14 protein-coding genes are annotated in these 20,230 nt (G+C 67.4%); 6 read left to right on the forward strand and 8 right to left on the reverse strand.

Annotation, left to right across the window (positions count from 1 at the left end; all coding sequences use genetic code 11):
* Positions 1-24 precede the first annotated feature (24 nt).
* The 4 genes from ACH438_RS04450 to ACH438_RS04465 all read right to left on the reverse strand — a co-directional run bounded on the left by ACH438_RS04450 (position 25) and on the right by ACH438_RS04465 (position 4,608).
* Positions 25-1,386 (reverse strand): aldehyde dehydrogenase family protein, encoded by a 1,362-nt coding sequence (locus ACH438_RS04450; protein WP_397001141.1) that lies wholly within the window; start codon positions 1,384-1,386, stop codon positions 25-27.
* Entirely contained in the window at positions 1,383-2,123 is a 741-nt protein-coding gene (locus ACH438_RS04455) for a gamma-glutamyl-gamma-aminobutyrate hydrolase family protein (RefSeq protein ID WP_397001143.1), read from the reverse strand. The genes ACH438_RS04450 and ACH438_RS04455 overlap by 4 nt, the downstream gene beginning before the upstream one ends.
* The gene (locus ACH438_RS04460) at positions 2,104-3,468 is read right to left on the reverse strand and encodes a glutamine synthetase family protein (RefSeq protein WP_397001145.1); all 1,365 of its coding nucleotides are present in this window, start codon (positions 3,466-3,468) and stop codon (positions 2,104-2,106) included. Before ACH438_RS04460 ends, ACH438_RS04455 begins: the two co-directional genes overlap by 20 nt.
* A gap of 102 nt (positions 3,469-3,570) precedes the next feature.
* On the reverse strand, positions 3,571-4,608 hold the full coding sequence (locus ACH438_RS04465) for an AraC family transcriptional regulator ligand-binding domain-containing protein (RefSeq protein WP_397001147.1): 1,038 nt from the start codon (positions 4,606-4,608) through the stop codon (positions 3,571-3,573).
* A 256-nt stretch (positions 4,609-4,864) separates the two neighbouring features.
* Between ACH438_RS04465 and ACH438_RS04470 the strand changes: the two genes are divergently transcribed.
* The 3 genes from ACH438_RS04470 to ACH438_RS04480 all read left to right on the forward strand — a co-directional run bounded on the left by ACH438_RS04470 (position 4,865) and on the right by ACH438_RS04480 (position 11,200).
* Positions 4,865-7,081: a solute carrier family 23 protein gene (locus ACH438_RS04470; RefSeq protein ID WP_397001149.1), complete on the forward strand. Its 2,217-nt coding sequence runs from the start codon at positions 4,865-4,867 to the stop codon at positions 7,079-7,081.
* Positions 7,082-7,171: 90 nt separating this feature from the next.
* On the forward strand, positions 7,172-8,809 hold the full coding sequence (locus ACH438_RS04475; protein WP_397001151.1) for a hypothetical protein: 1,638 nt from the start codon (positions 7,172-7,174) through the stop codon (positions 8,807-8,809).
* 180 nt (positions 8,810-8,989) lie between these two features.
* Positions 8,990-11,200, forward strand: coding sequence for a SulP family inorganic anion transporter (locus ACH438_RS04480; RefSeq protein ID WP_397001153.1), 2,211 nt, complete (start codon positions 8,990-8,992; stop codon positions 11,198-11,200).
* A gap of 44 nt (positions 11,201-11,244) precedes the next feature.
* Here the strand turns inward: ACH438_RS04480 and ACH438_RS04485 are convergent, their stop codons facing one another.
* Genes ACH438_RS04485 through ACH438_RS04500 form a run of 4 tightly spaced genes read right to left on the reverse strand, consistent with a single transcriptional unit; the run spans position 11,245 to position 16,500 of the window.
* Complete coding sequence (locus ACH438_RS04485) at positions 11,245-11,895, reverse strand: flavin reductase family protein (protein ID WP_397001155.1); 651 nt, start codon at positions 11,893-11,895, stop codon at positions 11,245-11,247.
* A 52-nt stretch (positions 11,896-11,947) separates the two neighbouring features.
* Positions 11,948-14,308, reverse strand: coding sequence for a glycoside hydrolase family 65 protein (locus ACH438_RS04490; RefSeq protein ID WP_397001157.1), 2,361 nt, complete (start codon positions 14,306-14,308; stop codon positions 11,948-11,950).
* Positions 14,305-15,045 (reverse strand): HAD family hydrolase, encoded by a 741-nt coding sequence (locus tag ACH438_RS04495; protein WP_397001159.1) that lies wholly within the window; start codon positions 15,043-15,045, stop codon positions 14,305-14,307. Before ACH438_RS04495 ends, ACH438_RS04490 begins: the two co-directional genes overlap by 4 nt.
* Positions 15,046-15,102: 57 nt before the next feature.
* A complete protein-coding gene (locus tag ACH438_RS04500; RefSeq protein WP_397001161.1) occupies positions 15,103-16,500 on the reverse strand; it encodes a glucose-6-phosphate dehydrogenase in 1,398 nt (465 codons plus the stop codon).
* 197 nt (positions 16,501-16,697) lie between these two features.
* Between ACH438_RS04500 and ACH438_RS04505 the strand changes: the two genes are divergently transcribed.
* The 3 genes from ACH438_RS04505 (at position 16,698) to ACH438_RS04515 (ending at position 20,195) form a co-directional block, all read left to right on the forward strand.
* A complete protein-coding gene (locus ACH438_RS04505) occupies positions 16,698-17,354 on the forward strand; it encodes a (2Fe-2S)-binding protein (RefSeq protein WP_397001163.1) in 657 nt (218 codons plus the stop codon).
* Between the two features lie 110 nt (positions 17,355-17,464).
* On the forward strand, positions 17,465-19,546 hold the full coding sequence (thrS, locus tag ACH438_RS04510; RefSeq protein ID WP_397001165.1) for a threonine--tRNA ligase: 2,082 nt from the start codon (positions 17,465-17,467) through the stop codon (positions 19,544-19,546).
* 70 nt (positions 19,547-19,616) lie between these two features.
* Positions 19,617-20,195 (forward strand): HIT family protein, encoded by a 579-nt coding sequence (locus tag ACH438_RS04515; protein ID WP_397001167.1) that lies wholly within the window; start codon positions 19,617-19,619, stop codon positions 20,193-20,195.
* Positions 20,196-20,230: the final 35 nt, after the last annotated feature.

The following is a 20,230-nucleotide window of genomic DNA, read 5'->3' on the forward strand; positions in this document are numbered from 1 at the left end:
TCCTTTACTCCGATGACGGGGGAACTACTCCGTGGCGATGAAGACGTTCTTGAGCTCGGTGAACGCGCGGGCCGCATCCGGGCCGAGCTCACGGCCCAGGCCGGACTGCTTGTACCCGCCGAACGGCGTCCAATACCGCACGGAGGAATGCGAATTCACCGACAGGTTCCCGGCCTCGACCCCGCGCGCCACCCGCAGCGCGCGGCCCACATCGGAGGTCCAGATGGAGCCGGACAGGCCGTACTCGGTGGCATTGGCGATGCGCAGCGCATCGGCCTCGTCGTCGAACGGCAGCACCGCCACCACCGGACCGAACACCTCCTCGGTCAGCACCCGGTCCTCGGGGCCGGAGGGCAGTACGACCGTCGGCGGGAACCAGAATCCGGGACCCTCGCGCCGGGTGCCGGTGAACGCGATCTTCGTCGACGGCTCCAGGAATCCGGCCACCCGCTCGCGATGCGCCGCGGAGATGAGCGGCCCCATCTCGGTGGACTCGTCGGCCGGATCGCCCACCTTCACACCCTGCACCGCGGGTTCGAGGAGCTCCAGGAACCGGTCGAAGACGCTGCGCTGCACCAGGATCCGGGACCGCGCGCAGCAGTCCTGGCCGGCATTGTCGAAGACACCGTAGGGCGCGGTGGCGGCGGCCTTCTCGAGATCCGCGTCCGCGAACACGATATTGGCGCTCTTACCGCCCAATTCGAGCGTGACCCGCTTGACCTGCTCGGCACACCCCGCCATGATCTGCCGGCCCACCTCGGTGGAACCGGTGAACACCACCTTGCGCACCGCCGGATGGGTGACGAAACGCGCGCCCACCACCGACCCGCGACCCGGAATCACCTGGAAAACGTGTTCCGGCAGACCGGCATCCAGCGCCAGCTCACCCAGCCGGATCGCCGTCAACGGCGTGAGTTCCGCGGGCTTCAGCACCACCGTGTTCCCGGCCGCCAGCGCCGGCCCGAAACCCCATGCCGCGATCGGCATCGGAAAGTTCCACGGCACGATGATCCCGACCACGCCCAGCGGCTCGTGAAACGTGATGTCGACGCCACCCGCGACCGGAATCTGATTGCCCAGCAACCGTTCCGGCAACCCCGCGCTGTAATGCAGCACATCACGGACATTGCCCGCCTCCCACCGGGCATTGCCCACCGTATGACCGGCATTGCGCACCTCCAGCTCGGCCAGATGCTCCAGATCGGCGTCCACGGCCTCCGCGAAGCGCCGCAGCAACCGTGCCCGATCACCGGGAGCCAGCGCCCGCCAGCCCGGCAGCGCTCGCTGCGCCCGGGCGATGGCGGCATCGGTGGCGGCCTCGTCGGCCCCCTCGATACTGGCCACCACCTGCTCCGTCGCGGGGTTGACGACCTCTGTCGCTGTCACCGGTTGCGCTCCCTTCCGTACTCCACGGCTTGTTCGACCAGGGCTCGCATGAGCCGGTCGTCGATGGTGTTCTCCTCCGGATGCCATTGCACGCCCAGCAGGAACGGGCCGGTTTGCGTCTCCACGGCCTCGATGGTGCCGTCGGCGGCGTGCGCGGTCGCGGTGAGTTGCGGTGCGAGGGTGTCGATCGCTTGATGGTGGTGGCAGTGCGCCTTCACCTCCGGGCCGGCGATGGCGGCCACCCGGCTGTCGGGCCGGGTGCGGACGGTGGTCACGCCGAAGGCGCCCGGGGAGCGGGCGTGGTCGGTGTGACCCAGGACGTCCGGAAGATGTTGCAGCAGTGTGCCGCCCAGTGCGACGTTCACCAGTTGCAGGCCGCGGCAGACGGCCAGCACCGGCATATCCGCGGAGCGGGCGAGGTCGAAGAGGGTGAACTCGAATTCGTCCCGGTCCGCCCGGGTGCGGGTGGTGGCATGTGGTTCGGCGCCGTAGCGGGCCGGTTCCAGATCGGCGCCGCCGGTCAGGACCAGGCCGTCCAGGCGGTCGATCACCTCGGCGGGCGCGACCCCGGTGGGCGGGAGCAGCACCGGGATACCCCCGGCGCGGACCGTCATATCGACATAGCTGCGCGGCAGCACCGCACTGTCCACATCCCACACCCCGAAGCGGGTGCGCTCGGAATAGGTGGGCAGGCCGATCACCGGCCGGCGTTGCCGCTCAGAGTCGTTCGAAGCCACGGACCCGCTCCCAGTCGGTCACCGCGGCATCGTAGGCATCGAGCTCGACCTGTGCCGCGTTCCGGTAGTGCCGCACGACCTGCTCACCGAAGGCCGCCTTCGCCACCTTACTGTCGCCGAGCAACTGCGCGGCCTCGCGCAAGGTGCGCGGCACCCGCGGGCGCTGGGAGCGATAGGCATTGCCGTGGAACTCCGGTTCCAGCGGCAGCCGGTGCTCGATGCCGTGCAGGCCGGCCGCGATGGTGGCGGCGACGGCGAGATACGGGTTCACATCCCCGCCCGGCACCCGGTTCTCCAGCCGCAGCGACGGGCCGTGCCCGACCACCCGCAGCGCACAGGTCCGGTTGTCGCGACCCCACGCCACCGCGGTCGGGGCGAAGCTACCCGCCTGGAAGCGCTTGTAGGAGTTGATGTTCGGGGCCAGGAAGTAGGTCAGCTCCTGCAGGCAGTCCAGTTGCCCGGCGATGAAGTGGCGGAAGATCGCCGCGGTGCCGCCGGCATCGTTGCCGGCGAAGACCGGCTGCCCCTCGTCATTGCGCAGGCTGATGTGGATGTGGCACGAATTGCCCTCGCGCTCATTGTATTTGGCCATGAAGGTGATGCTGCGTCCGTCCTGGGCGGCGATCTCCTTCGCGCCGGTCTTGTAGATGCTGTGGTTGTCGCAGGTGATCAGCGCCTCGTCGTAGCGGAACGCGATCTCGTGCTGCCCCGGATTGCATTCGCCCTTCGCGGACTCGACATACAGTCCCGCACCGGACATTTCATTGCGGATGCGGCGCAGCAGCGGCTCGATGCGGGCCGTGCCCAGCATCGAATAGTCGACGTTGTACTGATTGGCGGGGCGCAGATCGCGGTAGCCGCCACGGAAGGCGTCCTCGTAACTGTCGTCGAAGACCAGGAACTCCAGCTCGGTGCCGACATAGGCGTGCAGCCCGTGCGCGGCCAGCCGATCGAGCTGGGCGCGCAGCACCTGCCGCGGTGACGCCGCCACCGGCGTCCCCGCCGGATCCACCTGCTCCACGTCGCAGAGCACCAGCGCGGTCCCGGGCCACCACGGCACCGGCCGCAGCGTGGCGAGATCCGGGCGCAGTACGAAATCCCCGTATCCGGTATCCCACGAGGACATCTCGTAGCCCTCGACCGTGGTCATCTCGACATCCACGGCCAGCAGGTAATTGCACGCCTCGGTGGCGTGATTCAGCACCTCTTCCACGAAGTACCGTGCCGAACACCGTTTCCCCTGTAACCGCCCCTGCATATCGGTCATGGCGACCAGCACCGTGTCGAGCTCCCCCGCCTCGACCTGCCGAACCAGCTCGGGCACACTCAGCATTCCGGCACGCATCAAGACCCCTATCTCGACATCGACGTCCCCACGCTAAGCGAACCCGGCGTCCGGTGTGCCCGAATGCGCAAGGACAGCGGCCGTGTCGAGCGCGTCCGCTCGTCAGACGGCGGCGGTGCGGCGGGCGCTGTAGTTCTCGCGGGCGAAACGGCCCGGGGGCTTGCCCTTCCAGGAGCGGAAGGCCACCGCGAAGGCGGAGACGCTGGAGTAACCGAGGCGTTCGGCGACGGTGTCGACGGTGCAGCCCTTGGCGAGGAGTTCCTCGGCGAGCATGCCGGTGGTCTCGGTGCTGAGTTCGCGGAAGTTGGTGCCTTCCTCGGCGAGTCGGCGGCGCAGGGTGCGGACGCTCATATTGAGGGTGGCGGCGATATCGGCCTGATCGGTGAGGCCGCCGCGGCGGACCAACTGCTCGCGGACCTGACCGCTCAGGCCGACGCGTTCGCGGCGGCGCTGGATGATGTCGGCGCACATCTGCTCGTGCTGCTGCCGTAGCAGCGGATGCGCTTGCGGGACGGGGCGTTCCAGGTCGGCCGCTTCGAATACCAGTAGGGTGCCTTGTCTTTCGAAGGCGATATCGCTGATGCCGAGCAGGGTGCCGACCGCCTCGTACACCGGATGGCGTTCCAGATCGGTCTCCAGCCGCTGGACGGGGACATCCCAGCGCAGCAGTTCGCGCTGCACGGTGCGCAGCATGGCGAGATCGCGTTCCAGCGCGAAGCGGCGCACATCCGGCGGCACCTCGCTCACATCGAGATGCAAGTAGACCCGCTGCCCGGCGTCCTCGAGGCGGTAGTGCGCGTAGGCCAGCGAGATGCGGGCGTAGCGGGACCAGATCTCCGCCATCTGATGCACCGTCGAGCAGGTGCTCAGGGCGATGCCCAGGCTGCCCAGCATGGGCAGATGCACCGTGAAACCGGTCAGCAGGCCGAGACCGGGCTCATTGGCGGCGTGGGCGAGGATATTGCGGATGATGCGGAATTCGCATTCGACGGCGATCTCGACATCCGGATCGGCCAGCCGCGATTCGGTGATCCCGGTACCGGACAGCGCGGCCGCCCTGGACATATCGCGGCTCTCCGCGAAGTCGGTCAGCAGCGCCGCGCTGATCGTCGAACGAACGCCCCACGCGTTGTCGGACACTCTAGGAATTCTCGCAAACCCGCAGTCAACGCGGGGGTGAAAGGGCCAAAGCCGCTGTGGTGCGCGCCGAGCAGACCCGGTGGTGAGCTAGGTCACAGTTCGGTCCCGGTTCACCCCAATCGCCGCAAACCCTTTTCGGGTTCTTTGCCTTGTCTTTACGATTACCGGCGGTCTCTCACCAGCTCGACCAGCATTCGATGCCAGCACATGTTGACCGATGAACCGGGCTGCGCAGCCGGTCCGGCGAAGGAGAAATATGTCCACCGACACCGAACGGCCGCCACGGATGTCGTCCAGGTTCCCGGACCTGATACGCCACGACCTCCCCGCCTCCCTGGTGGTGTTCCTGGTTTCTTTACCTTTGTCCATCGGCATCGCGGTCGCCGCGGGCGCACCCGTCGCCGCCGGCTTGATCGCCGCCGTCGTGGGCGGCACGATCGCCGGACTCTTCGGCGGGTCCACCCTCCAGGTCAGCGGCCCGACGGCCAGCCTGACCGTGGTGGTCGCCGAGGCCATCAACCAATTCGGCTGGGCCGCCACCTGTTTCATCACCATGCTGGCCGGCGGTCTGCAGATCCTGTTCGGGCTCAGCCGCATCGCGCGCGGCGCACTGGCCATCGCTCCGGTGGTGGTGCACGCCATGCTGGCCGGGATCGGCGTGGTCATCGCCCTGCAACAGGTGCACGTGCTGATGGGCGGCAAATCGCTCAGCTCGTCCTGGGATTCGATCACCGGCCTGCCGCATCAGCTCGCCTCGGTCCACCTGGGTGATCTCTTCATCGGCCTGCTGGTCATCGCCATCCTGGTCGGCTGGCGGCGCATGCCCGCCGCGGTCCGTCGCATCCCCGCGCCGCTGGTGGCCGTGGTGGTCGCGACCGGGCTGACCTACGTGCTGCCGGTCACCGTCGAGCACATCACGCTGAACGGCACACTGCTCGACGAACTCCGCTTCCCGCAACTGCCGCACGGCGGCTGGGCCACGGTGGCGCTCATGGCCGTCACCATCGCGCTCATCGCCAGCGTGGAGACTCTACTATCGGCCGTGGCGGTCGACCGGATGCGGCGCGAGAACGCCACGCGCCGAACGGATCTGGACCGGGAACTGATCGGGCAGGGCGCGGCCAACATGGTCTCCGGCCTGATCGGCGGGCTCCCGGTGGCGGCGGTCATCGTCCGCAGCATCACCAATGTGAAGGCCGGGGCGCGCACCCGGGCCTCGACCATGCTGCACGGCCTGTGGATCCTGCTGTTCTCGGTGGCGCTGGTCGAGGTCGTCCGCCAGATCCCCAAGGCGGCGCTCGCCGGCCTGCTCATTGTTGTAGGCATACAACTCATCAAGCTCGCCCATATCCGCCGGGCGCAGCGCAGCGGCGACCTGTTCGTCTATGCCGCAACGGTATTCGTGGTGGTGTTCTGGAACCTGCTGCTGGGCATGCTGGTCGGGCTCGCGCTCGCCTTCGCGCTGCTGCTGTGGCGGGTGGTGCGGGTCAGCGTCACCGCCGAACCCGTCGCCGGGCGCGGCTGGCGGGTGAGCGTGGACGGCAGTTTCACCTTCCTGGCCCTGCCCAAGCTCACCGCCGAACTCGCGAAGGTGCCGCCCGGCGCGGACGTCACCCTCGAACTCACCGTCGACTTCCTCGATCACGCCGCCTACGACGCCATCCAGGAATGGGTGCACCAGCACCGGGAGGACGGCGGCACAGTCGAATTCGTGGAAATGGGCGCGGCCCGCATGGCCGACGCCGCCGACGGCAGGCCGGTGCGCGGACCGTCACGGCACATGCTCAACGAGGCGCTGAGCCCCTGGCGCCGCACCGCCCACACCGACCCCGTCGTAGCGGGCGTGGCCGCCTACCATCGCGGCCACAAACACGTCATGCGCCCGCACATGGACGTCCTGCGGCACGGTCAGGAACCCGATTCGCTCTTCGTCACCTGCGCGGACTCCCGCATCGTGCCGAACATCATCACCAGCAGCGGCCCCGGCGACCTGTTCACCGTCCGCAATATCGGCAACCTGATCCCCGCCGGGCGCAAGGACTCCTCCATGGAGGCCGCCCTCATCTACGCGCTCGACAAACTCGATGTGCGCTCGGTAGTGGTCTGCGGCCACTCCGGTTGCGGCGCAATGGAAGCCCTCCACTCCGAACTGGTAACCGGCTCCGACCTGGACCACTGGCTCGCCCACGCCCGCCCGAGCCTGGACCGCTTCCGCCACGGCCACCCGGTAGCCGAAGCCGCCGCCGCAGCCGGCTTCGCCACCATCGACCAACTCGGCATGGTGAACGTGGCCGTCCAACTGGAAACCCTGTCCGCCCACCCGGTGGTCCGCCGCGGCGTGGAGGAACGCGGAGTAGTGCTCTCCGGCCTGTTCTTCGACATCGCGACCGCCCGGGTGGTGGAGGTGACAGTCGATGCCATAGCGGAGATCGACGACATCGCGCGACCGATCGAGGCTCTACCGGCCTGCTGAACCTCGGCTCGGGGGTGCTGGATCCCGATAGACTGCAATAGTTTTCGGAATTCGACACGAACATATGTTCGAGTTCGTAGACTGATGTCCGTGGAGAAGGCCAGGCGCCAGTCGCCGCACGTCGTTGCTGCATCGGCGGGGGTGCGTATCCGCACCCGGCTGCATCTCACCCCCGCTGAGGCCCGAACACTCTGCGAGATAGGTAATTTCAACGGCGGGCTCTATCGGCAGGAGCTCGCCGCACGTGTCGGGCGAGGTTCGCTGAACCGTAAACAACAGGCCGCATACCGAACTGAACGTAAACGTGTACTGACCGCCGCGACTTCGTCGCGGTGGGCCGGGGCGATCACCCGAACGGTGGAAGATCAATACCAGTCGGGTATGCGTGCCGTGGATACGCATGTGCGCGGGATGGAATCGGCGATGGCGATCCTCGAGGCGCGCTGCGCTCTCCAGCCGAACGAACGTGACGGCAAGATCATCGGCTACCGGAACGCTGCCGAACGCTTCGCAAAGACTCGGCGTCTGGCTGTACTGCGCGAGCGGTCCGAACGGGCCCGACGTGATCTGGCCGACGCCCACGCGAGGATTGTTGTCGGCGGGAAACGGTTGTGGCGCAAACGCAACCACCTCGCACAGGCGGGCCTGTCGGAGAATGAATGGCGCCGAGAATGGGATGCGGCGCGCATGTTCTTGACCGCCGACGGAGAAACCGGCAAGTCCGGTGGAAACGAAACCATCCGCGTCACATCGGCGACCGGACGCCTCCGGATCAAGGTTCCTGCAGCGCTGGCCGATCGGCTCGGCACCCACTTGAACATTGCCACAGCGGTCGCATTTCATCATCGGCACTCGGAGTGGCGTGATCGGGTCGAAAACAACCGTGCCGTGCGTTACGACATCAGTTACGACGCGGCCCGTCACCGCTGGTACCTCGACGCCTCATGGAGTATGGCGCCCGTTCTGCCGGTTCCACTCGGTACTGTTCGTTCCGGGCGCGTGCTGGGTGTGGATCTCAATTGCGGGCATCTGGCGACATGTGTACTCGACAGCTCTGGAAACCCGGTCGGTGAGCCCGGCGCCATCCTGATTGCAGCACAGGGTTTTTCGGCATCTCGACAGGACGGGCGTCTGCGGGCAGCCATCACGGCCTTGCTGGACGAGGCCGAATATTCGGGTTGTGCCGCGATTGTGATCGAAAATCTCGACTTCGCCGATCTCCGCGCCACGGGTCGAGAAACGATGGGCCGCGGGCGGCGCGGCAAACGGTTCCGTCGTACCGTCGCGGGCATACCCACCGGCAAGTTCCGTGAACGCCTGCGCAGCATGGCCGCACACCGCGGCATCGCCGTGGTGGCGGTGGATCCGGCCTACACAAGTAAGGCGGGAAGCCGGCATTGGCGCCCACCCTTGCAGAATCAGACGAAGACTCCCGGTTGCACGGTTACTGCTCATCATGGGGCGGCCGTGGCGATCGGTAGGCGCGGCCTCGGTATGAAGCTGTCGCGTCACTCGAGCGGTCCCCGTCACGCACAGCGGAGTGTGCTGGGCCAACCCTCGAGCGTGGCGACCGTCTCGGACCGAGTGCAGCGTGTGGCAGGTGACAAGTCCTGTCTCACCCCCAGCCCCGATGGGCGGCTGGAGTGGTCCGGCAGTAAACACCACCTGACCGCGGCCAAGACCGTTCGGACCGCAATCGAGCGAGATCGACTACCGCTCACCGAGTAGGAACGGTTCACGCTCCTTTTACACAAGGGGAGCGGTTTTCTCAGGCTTTGCTAAGTCTTTACTTTTAGCCTGTCATTACTCAAGTCCGGTGAGTGTGTGGCCAGTGCTGTCCACAACGTTCTTCGATGCCCCCTGAACATGATCTCCTCCGGTGCCCGCAGCGCTCGGAGAAGGAGCGATATGTCCGTCGACACCGATTCACCGCCAGGTCGCCAGCTCGGCAAGTTCGAGAACCTGCGTTACGACCTCCCCGCATCCATCGTGGTTTTCCTCGTCGCACTGCCGTTGTCACTCGGCATTGCGGTGGCCTCCGGCGCGCCCATCGCGGCCGGACTCATCGCGGCCGTCGTCGGCGGCGTGGTGGTGGGCCTGATCGGTGGATCACCCCTGCAGGTCAGCGGGCCCGCCGCCGGCCTCACCGTGGTGGTCGCCGAGACCATCAACCAATTCGGCTGGAAGACAGCCTGTTTCATCACCGTGCTCGCCGGTGGCCTGCAGATCATCTTCGGTCTCAGCCGCATCGCCCGCGCCGCGCTGGCCATCGCACCCGTCGTGGTGCACGCCATGCTCGCCGGCATCGGCATCACCATCGCGCTGCAGCAGATCCATGTCCTGCTCGGCGGATCCTCGCACAGCTCCGCGTGGGAGAACCTGGAGGAACTGCCCAACCAGATCCTGAACCTGCACGGCGACGACTTCTTCATCGGCGCGGTGGTCATCGCCATCATGCTGAGCTGGAAGTATGTGCCCGGCAAGGTGAAGATGCTGCCCGGCCCGCTGGTCGCCATCGTCGTCGCCACCCTGCTGGCGATGGTCATTCCGGGCGATCCGGTGCGAATCGCGCTGAGCGGCTCCATCTTCGACGCCATCGGCCTGCCCGAGATTCCCAGCGGAGGCTGGGGCGCGGTGCTGCTCGCCGCCCTCACCATCGCGCTGATCGCGAGCGTGGAGAGCCTGCTCTCCGCGGTCGCCGTGGACAAGATGCACACCGGCCCGCGCACCAACTTCGACCGCGAACTGGTCGCGCAGGGCGTCGCCAACGCCACCTCCGGCCTGATCGGCGGCCTGCCGGTCACCGGCGTCATCGTGCGCAGCGCCACGAACGTCCAGGCGGGCGCCAAGACCCGTGCCTCCGCGCTACTGCACGGCATCTGGATCCTGGTCTTCTCGGTCGCCCTGGCCGGGCTGGTCCAGCAGATTCCGAAGTCGGCGCTGGCCGGACTGCTCATCGTCATCGGCATCCAGCTGGTGAAACTCGCGCACATCCGCCTCGCCCGCCGCACCGGCGACCTGCTGGTCTACGGCGTGACCGTGCTCGGCGTGGTGTTCCTGAACCTGCTGGAAGGCGTGCTCATCGGCCTGCTGTTGGCCTTCGCGCTACTGCTGTGGCGCGTGGTCCGGGTGGCGGTCTCGGCGACCCCGGTCGCGGGCACCGACCGCTGGCTGGTCAGCGTGGAGGGCACCGCCACCTTCCTGGCGCTGCCGAAGCTGTCGTCGGAACTGGCGAAGGTGCCCGTCGGCACCGAGGTACTGGTCGAGATGAGTGTGGACTTCCTCGACCACGCCGCCTACGAATCCATCCAGGATTGGGCGAAACAGCACGAAAGCACCGGTGGCACTGTCGAATTCGTCGAACTCGGCACCGCCGAGATGGCGGATGCCGTGACCGCCCCGCCCAAGCGCGGACGCGCCCGCGGCCCGCTCGACGACGTGCTCAGCCCGTGGCGCGGCGACGGCGACAACCACCCGGTCACCTCCGGCGTCGCCGAATACCACCGCCGCAACGCCCATGTGGTGCGCCCGCACCTCGACGAACTGCGCGACAGCCAGAACCCGCACTCCCTGTTCATCACCTGTGCGGACTCGCGGATCGTGCCGAACGTCATCACCAACAGCGGCCCCGGTGACCTGTTCACCATCCGCAATGTCGGAAACCTGGTGCCCGCCAACGGCCGCGACACCTCGATGGAAGCCTCCCTGGCCTTCGCCATCGACGCCCTTCAGGTCGACCACGTCGTGGTGTGCGGTCACTCCTCCTGCGGCGCAATGAAAGCCCTGCTCGCCGGCGGCACTACCGGCCCCAGCCTGGACAATTGGCTCGCCAACGGCCACCCCAGCCTGGAAGCCTTCCATGAGGGCCACCCGGTCGCCCGCGCCGCCGCCGAATCCGGCTTCGGCCACGCCGACCAGCTCAGCATGGTCAACGTCGCAATCCAACTGGACACCCTGCGCTTCCACCCCGTGGTGCGCCAGGCCATCCTGGACCGCGGCCTCACCGTCAGCGGCCTCTTCTTCGACATCGGCTCCGCCCGGGTCCTGGAAGTGACCCACGACGGCATCTCCGAGATCTCGGAGGCCCGCCGCTCGGCCCTGGCCGAGGCGCTGCACTAGCGATAACCGATGCGCACTGGCGCGGACCCCGCCCGGGGCCCGCGTCAGTGCGCATTGTCGTTGGCGCGGAAGGTTTTTCCGAGGCGGGGGCCGGTGGTGAAGTAGTGGCGGAAGACGTAGAGGAGGGGGTTCCACTCGGCGGGGTCGATGTGGTCGGTGCCGTCGATGACCATTGCGGGGTCGGCGTGGACTCGGCGGACGTGGGTTTCGACGATGCGGAACTGGTTGGCGTCGGGGCCGGCGGGGGAGTGGATGGCGGTTACTTCCGCCTCGAGTTGCAGGCGGTATTCGCGGATGCGCGGCGGGACAACGGTTTCCGAGGATTCCATGGTCAGTCCGGCGGCGGTGAACTTGTCGGGTTCGTAGCGGAAGGTGTCGGCGACGGCGGCGGGCACCGGGTTGCGACCGGTCAGTGGGGCCAGGCGTTCCACATTGTCCATGAGTTCGGCGGAGGCCAGGTTGATGGTGCATTCGCCGGTGCGGGCCAGGTTGTCGAGGGTCCAGGCCTTGGTGGCCCAGCCCATGACGACCGTCTTGCCCAGCGCCCACGCCGAGGACATGGGGCCGATATTGGTCGAGCCGTCGGGGTCCTGGGTGCAGATCAAGGCAACCGGGGTGCCGAAGTAGAGGATGGACGGCTCGATGGTCGTCTTCCGCAGGCTCGCGGACGGGATGCTCCAGGTTGTTTCGGTCATGACTCGACGCTAAGGCGAGAACACTTCGGCCCCCGCCGAAGTCACGGAGCGATCAGTTGGTGCCGACGCTGTGACGGTGCGCGGGTGCGCGGCCGGCGGGTTGCGCCGGCGCGGGCAGTACCGGGATGAGGGGGATCGGGAGCTCTACCGGGTCGCCAGTGGTGACCCGGGCGGATCGGCCGTGGTGCAGGATGTCCAGGCCGTCACCATTGGCGAGGGAGTACCTCGCGCGCTGATGATCGATCTCGACGCAGAGCCGCTGACCGCGGACCGAGACCTTGAAGGCCAGGCGGGTGATGTCCTCCGGCAGTCGCGGCGCGAAGGAGATCGATTTGTCCTCGTGATGCCGCATGCCGCCGAGCCCGGCGACCAGCGCGATCCAGGTACCGGCGAGCGAGGCGATGTGCAGCCCGTCGCGGGTGTTGTGCTCGAGATCGTCGAGATCCATCAGGGCGGCCTCGCCGAGATAGTCGTGCGCCAGGCCGAGATGGCCGACCTCGGCGGCCAGCACCGATTGGATGCACGCCGACAGCGACGAATCACGCACGGTGATGCGCTCGTAGTAGTCGAAGTTGCGGGCCTTGTCGGCGCTGGTGAAGGCATCGCCGCGCAGATACATGGCCATCACCAGATCGGCCTGTTTGACGACCTTCTTGCGGTACAGGTCGAAATACGGGAAGTGCAGCAGCAGTGGGTATTTGTCGGCCGGGGTGTGCTCGAAATCCCAATCCTGGTGCGTGGTGAAGCCTTCGGCCTGGGGGTGGACGCCGATCTTTTCGTCGTAGGGGATGTAGATCGCCTCGGCCGCATCGCGCCAGCCGGCCATCTCCTCCTCGTCGACGCCCAGTTCACGGGCGCGTTCGGGGTAGAGGTGGGCGGTGTCGGCGGCGGCGCGCAAGTTCTGCTGCGCCATCAGGTTGGTGTAGACGTTGTTGTCGGCCACGGCGCTGTATTCGTCGGGTCCGGTGACGCCGTCGATGCGGAACCGGCCCGCGCCGTCATGGTGGCCGAGCGACCGCCACAGGCGGGCGGTGTGGACCAGCAGATCCAATCCGATGGTGCGCTCGAACTTTTCGTCACCGGTGACGCGGATGTAGCGGACGACGGCATCGGCGATGTCCGCGCCGATGTGGAAGGCCGCGGTACCGGCGGGCCAGTAACTCGAACACTCCTGTCCCGCAATGGTTCGCCACGGGAAGGCCGCGCCCTGCAACCCCAGCTGGCTCGCCCGTTCCAGGGCCGCCGGGAGCGTGGAGTGCCGCCAGCGCAGGGCGTGCGCCGCCGCCTCCGGCACGGTGTAGGTGAGGACCGGCAGGACGAAAGTCTCACTGTCCCAAAAGGTGTGGCCGTTGTAGCCGGGTCCGGTCAGGCCCTTGGCCGGAATCGCCTTGCCCTCGGCACGGGCGCCCGCCTGCAGCACATGGAACAGTGCGAAGCGAACGGCCTGCTGGATCTCGGCATCGCCCTCGACCTGCACATCGGCGCAGTCCCAGAAATTGTCCAGGTAGGCGCGCTGCTCGGCGACCAGTCCGTCCCAGCCGGATTCGATCGCCGCGGACAGCGCGGCCGCGACCTGGGCGCGCACGCCCGGCAGCGACCGCGTCGCCGACCAGCCGTAGGAGACGAACTTGACCAGCCGGAGCGGTTGTCCCGGAACGAGATCCGCGGTCACCGTGACCCGGGCCAGATCCGGATAACTCTCCGATTCCTGCTTCACGGTCGGATCGCTCAGCACATGATCCATGGCGCAGCCGATCCGCAGGCCGCTGCCGGTGGTGCGGTGGATGAGTTCGGCCCAATTGTCGTGGCAGGAGTGCGCTTCCGACTCCAGGCACGCGTCCAGATGCGAGGCGCTGCGCGGATCGCCGTCCGAATCCGGCAGCTGCTCATTGGCGACCAGCTCGGATTGCAGGACCACCCGGGCCGGGCCGTCCAGCACCTCGACCTCGTAGGAGACCGCGGCCACCGCGCGCTGGGTGAGCGACACCAGCCGCTCCGAGGTGACCCGGACGGTGCGCCCGGTCGGCGAGGTCCACTCGCTGCTGCGGCGCAGTACGCCCGCGCGCATATCGAGTTCCCGTCCATGGGAATGCAATTGGCCGTAGCGGATGTCGAACGGCTCGTCGTCGACCAGCAGCCGGATCAACTTGCCGTTGGTGACGTCGATGACCGTCTGCCCGGATTCCGGATACCCGTAACCGCCCTCGGCGTAGGGCAGGACGGCGGATTCCCAGACCCCGTTCAGATAGGAGCCGGGCAGCCCGTTGGGCTCACCCTCGTCCAGGTTCGCGCGCCAGCCGATATGGCCGTTGGACAGGGCGAACACCGATTCGACCTGTGCGATCACGCTGAGATCCGTGGTTTCCGCACGGATGGACCACGGTTCGACCACGAAGCCCGGATGCTTGATCATCGGCCGAACAATTCCGCGAGATCGGTGACGACCACATCGGCGCCGTGCGCGCGCAGCGCATCGGCCTGCCCGACCCGGTCCACGCCGACGACCAATCCGAAACCGCCGGCCCGGCCGGATTCCACGCCCGCGAGGGCATCCTCGTACACCGCGCATTCGGCCGGTTCGAGCCCGAGCGCGCGGGCGCCGGCGAGATAGGTGTCGGGCGCGGGTTTTCCGTGCAGATGCTGCCGCTGGGCGACGATGCCGTCGATGCGTGCGTCGAAGAGACCGTCGAATCCGGCCGCTACCAACACATCCTGGCAATTGGTGCTGGAAGACACCACGGCCCGCCCGAGCCCGGCATCGCGGACCGCGCGCACGTATCGCATCGAACCCTCGTAGGGCTCGACGCCGTCCTGGCGGATCATCCGCAGCACGATGTCGTTCTTGCGCAAGCCGAGTCCCTCGACGGTGTTCATGTCGGGGGTGTCGGAGGCGGTGCCCTCGGGCAGTTCGATGCCGCGCGATGCCAGGAACGATCGCGTCCCGTCGGCGCGCGGTTTGCCGTCGACATAGGTGTCGTAGTCGTCGACCTTGTCGAACGGCACGAAGGCCGTGTGTGTCTGCTCGGCGCGTTGCTTCAGGAAGGCGTCGAACATCTCCTTCCAGGCGGCTGCGTGGACGGTGGCCGTCCGGGTCAGCACGCCATCGAGATCGAACAGACAGCCGCGAATTTTGTCCGGGAGACCCAACACCGAATCGACGGTACTCCGGCGCGCGGACGGGCACAGCCCATCCGCGGCGCGTCGGGTCTAATCGTTGCTGTCCAGCCAGGGTTCCTGCCAGCCGTGGAACCCCGCGGTGAGGGCGGTCGTGCTCGGCCCCCAGGAGCCGCGCGCGTAACCGGTGACCGGCGGCGGCGCGTCGAGCAGCGGTTGCACGATGCGCCAGGTCTCCTCTACGGCGTCCTCGCGGGCGAAGAACCGGCTGTCCCCGGTGAGCCCCGCCTCCAGCACCTTCTCGTAGGGCGTCGCGAGGGCGCCGAAGTCGTCGCGGAACAGGGTGTCCAGATCGATACTGCGCCAGCCCTTTTCGTCGTGGGCCGCGATCTGCAGCCGCAGGCCCGGAGTCGGGTCGATGCGAATCACGATCTGATTGGGCGCGATCTTCGTGGGCGCGTCCGCGAAGGCCAGGCGCGGGGTGCGGTGCAGGATCAGCCGGATCTCGGTGACGGTCTCGGCCATGGCCTTACCGGCGCGCAGGAAGACGGGCACGCCCGACCAGCGCCAGTTGTCGATCTCCAGCCGCATGGCGACGAAGGATTCGGTGTCCGAGCCCGCGGCGACGCCGGGCACGTCGAGGTAGCCGTTGTACTGGCCGCGCACGCAATGCTTCGGATCGACCGGCCGGATCGCCCGCAGCACCTCGGCCTTCTTGTCGCGCAGTTCGTCGCCGAGACCGCCGGCCAGCGGTTCCATGGTGACCAGCGCCAGCACCTGCAGCAGATGGTTCTGCACCACATCGCGCAGCGCGCCGACCGGATCGTAGAACTTGCCGCGGTCCTCGACGCCGAAGTTCTCGGCCATGGTGATCTGGATGCAGGACACGCTCGCGCGGTCCCACACCTGGGCGAGCAGCAGATTGGCGAACCGCACGTACTCCAGCTCGATGACCGGTTCCTTGCCCAGGAAGTGATCGACGCGCAGCAGCTGATCCTCCTGAATCACCTTGTGCAGCCGCGTGTTCAGGGCCTGGGCCGAGGGCAGGTCATTGCCGAAGGGCTTCTCGAGCGCGACCCGCGCGTTCTCCAGCAGATTCGCCGCCGCGAGCTGCTCGACGATCGGACCGAAGAGCGACGGCGGCATCTCCAGGTAATAGAGGGCCTGCCGGTACTTACCCGCCTTCTCGGCCAGCTTCTGGTACAGGTCAGGGCCCTGGACATCGCCGTTCAGATAGGACAGCCGGGCGGCGAATCGGTCGAAGATCTCCTCGTCGATCTTCTCCCCGGTCCCCTCGATCGAGGTGCGGGCGGTCTCGACCAGCGCCGCGTCCGTCAGCGGACGCCCGGCCACACCGATGATCCGGCAATCGAGCAGCCCGCGCCGCTCGAGTAGATACAAGGAGCGGAATGTCATTTTTCGAGCCAGGTCTCCGGTGATACCGAAAATCACCAGCAGGTCCGCGGTGGTCGGGCTGCTCTCGGTTGCCATATCCGAAAAATACCCGCATCGGCCACACTCTTCGCCTGAACGAGCGCATGCGGGGCCGGACGGTCTTGCGGGCGCGCCTGCGGGGGAAGAAACTGGGGGCGGAATAGGGTGTGCTCGTATTCGCGCGAATCGATCGGAGTCGGATGGGAATGGTTGCGCAGCCTGCGGTTTCGATGTCGGTGGTGCCCGGAGCGGAAATGTTGCGGACCCAATGGCTGAGCGAACGCATTGCCGATATGGGAATTTCCTGGGGAACCGGGGACTCCCGGGTATCCGGGACCCTGTGGTGGTGCATGGCTGCGTCCTCGCTGGTCGAACCCATCGTCGGCGCCTATGCCGCGGGGCGGCCCGCTTTCGATCCGGCGCTCGAGCACATTTCGCTGGAGATAAGGCCCGACGGTGGCGTCGAGAAGGTGCTGCCGCGCCCGCACGAGTACACCGTGGCGCTGGGCGCCACACCGCTCGACGAGCTGCACGCCGCCGCCGAGGACGAGCAGTGCTGCGCGAACACCGCGATGGGTAATGCGCTGCGGCATACCCTCTCCCGGGTCATCCCGGTGGTCGCCGAGGTGTCCGGGGCGGGCGTGGCGTCGCTGTGGGCGATCGTGGCCGACGCCATCGGCAACCGGGCCCTGGACATCGGGGCCGAGGAGGCGGGCGCCCGGCTGGCCCGGGATGTGGCGGGCCGGATGCCGGTGCCGCGGTTCACCGATATCGGTGGCCGTACCTTCGTGCGGCGCATCTCCTGCTGCCTGGTCTTCGAGGTGCCGGGTTGCGAGATGTGCACCAGCTGTCCCAAACGACCCGCTGCCCAACGGGAAACACTGCTGGCCGAGCTCGCTGCCCGCGGCTGACCGCACCACGAAGCACGTGGCCGGTGGCCTGCCGATAGCATGGTGCGCGCCGAAACAATACGTTCGCGAACAGCGCGAGCGTGAAGCCGGGCGGGTCCACACCTCCGCCCATGAATGCCAAGGAGCGCGCAGCCGTGACCACCTCACCCCCGCAGACCCCAGCCGCCCTCGTCCGGGTGCCTGCCGGGACTACGGCGGGTTCCGCGGTGCGCGAGGCGGATCTGCCCAGCAAGGGCGCGGATGCCGTCATCGTCGTGCGGGATGCCGAGGGCAACCTCCGGGATCTGTCCTGGATTCCCGACACCGATGCCGAGGTCGAAGCGGTCACCGCGGATTCCCCGGACGGCCGCAATGTGATCCGGCATTCCGCCGCGCACGTGCTGGCGCAGGCCGTGCAGCAGGAGTTCCCCGAGGCCAAGCTGGGCATCGGCCCGTTCATCAAGGACGGCTTCTACTACGACTTCCAGGTCGAGCGCCCCTTCACCCCCGAGGATCTGGCCAAGCTGGAATCCCGGATGAAGAAGATCATCAAAGGCGCGCAGCGGTTTTCGCGCCGGGTGGTCGAGGTCGAGGAGGCCCGGGTCGAACTGGCCAAGGAGCCGTTCAAGCTGGAACTCATCGGCGACAAGTCGGGCATCGACGATCCGGAGGTCATGGAGGTCGGCGGCAAAGAGCTGACCATCTACGACAACCTGGACCCGCGCACCGGCGAGAAGCTGTGGGGCGACCTCTGCCGCGGCCCGCACATCCCGACCACCAAGTACATTCCGGCGTTCAAGCTGACCCGCTCGTCCGCCGCCTACTGGCGCGGCGACCAGAGCCGCGAGGACCTGCAGCGCATCTACGGCACCGCGTGGGAATCCACCGAGGCCCAGGACGAGTACCTGCACCTGCTCGAAGAGGCCGAGAAGCGCGATCACCGCAAGCTCGGCCTGGAACTGGACCTGTTCTCCTTCCCCGACGAGCTGGGCTCGGGCCTGCCGGTGTTCCACCCCAAGGGCGGCATCATCCGCAAGGAACTCGAGGACTACTCGCGCCGCCGGCACACCGCCGCGGGCTACGAGTTCGTCAATACCCCGCACATCACCAAGGGCCACCTCTTCGAGGTCTCCGGCCACCTGGACTGGTACCGGGACGGCATGTTCCCGGCCATGCACCTGGACGCCGAACTCAACGAGGACGGCACGGTCCGCAAGCCCGGCCAGGACTACTACGTCAAGCCGATGAACTGCCCGATGCACAACCTGATCTTCCGGTCCCGCGGCCGGTCGTACCGGGAACTGCCGCTGCGCATGTTCGAGTTCGGCTCGGTGTACCGCTACGAGAAGTCCGGCGTGATCCACGGCCTGACCCGCGTGCGCGGCATGACCCAGGACGACGCGCACATCTACTGCACCAAGGAGCAGATGCACGCGGAGCTCACCTCCACGCTGCAGTTCGTGCTCTCGCTGCTGCGCGACTACGGCCTCGACGACTTCTACCTCGAGCTCTCCACCAAGGACCCGAAGAAGTTCGTGGGTTCGGACGAGCTGTGGGAGGAAGCCACCGAGACCCTGCGCAAGGTGGCCACCGACTCCGGCCTGGACCTGGTGCCGGATCCGGGCGGCGCGGCCTTCTACGGCCCGAAGATCTCCGTGCAGGCCAAGGACGCGCTCGGCCGCACCTGGCAGATGTCGACCATCCAGCTGGACTTCAACCTGCCCGAGCGATTCGAGCTGGAGTACACCGGCGCGGACGGCGCCAAGCACCGCCCGGTCATGATCCACCGCGCGCTGTTCGGTTCCATCGAGCGGTTCTTCGGTGTGCTCACCGAGCATTACGCGGGCGCGTTCCCGGCCTGGCTGTCGCCGGTGCAGGTGGTGGGCATCCCGGTCGCCGAGGCCTTCGCCGAGCATCTCGACGGTGTCATCGAACAGTTGCGGGACAACGGCATTCGCGCCGACGTGGACCGCAGCGACGACCGCATGCAGAAGAAGATCTTCAACCACACCGCGCTGAAGGTGCCGTTCATGCTGCTGGCCGGCGCGCGCGATGTGGAGAACGGCGCGGTGTCCTTCCGCTTCCGGGACGGCACCCAGGTCAACGGTATTCCCGTCGCCGAAGCCGTTGCCACCGTGGTGGATTGGGTGCAGCGGCGCGAGAACGCCTCGCCCACCGCGGAACTCATCGAGAAGACGAACGGGGCGGCGTGAGTGGTCAGGGCACGGAGGCGGCAGCCTGCGTAACCATGGAGTGCCCCCAATCACGCCCGGAGGTAACAGGATGACGCAACAGGATTCGGCGCCGCGGGAGACCATCATCGACCGCGGTGCGGGGGACCCGGACCGGCTGCAGCGACTGTGGACGCCGTACCGGATGTCCTACATCATCGGCGAGGCCGACGAGCCGGTGGCCGACGTGCCCAAGAAGACCGGGCATCCCTTCACCGATATCCCGCAGATGTCGGACGAGGACGGCCTGATCCTCGCGCGCGGCGAATGGGTCTACGCGGTGCTGAACCTGTACCCCTACAACCCCGGCCACACCATGGTGGTGCCTTATCGCCGCGTGGCCAATCTCGAAGACCTGACTCCGCAGGAGAGCGCCGAATTGATGGCGTTCACGCAGCAGGCCATTCGAGTCATGAAAAGGGTCTCGCGGCCCGAGGGATTCAATGTCGGCCTGAATCTCGGCGGTGTCGCCGGTGGTTCACTTGCCGATCACCTGCATCAACATATCGTGCCGCGCTGGAGTGGAGACGCGAATTTCATTACCGTCGTCGGCGGCGTCAAAGTGATGCCGCAGTTGTTGCGGGAAACGCGCGCGCTGCTGGCGGAGGCATGGAAGGAAGCTGACGCATGAAAGGACCCGGCGTGAGCGGTCAGGGCGCGGAGGCG

Source organism: Nocardia sp. NPDC020380 (genome assembly GCF_044386975.1).
In the GTDB taxonomy this organism is placed as follows: domain Bacteria; phylum Actinomycetota; class Actinomycetes; order Mycobacteriales; family Mycobacteriaceae; genus Nocardia.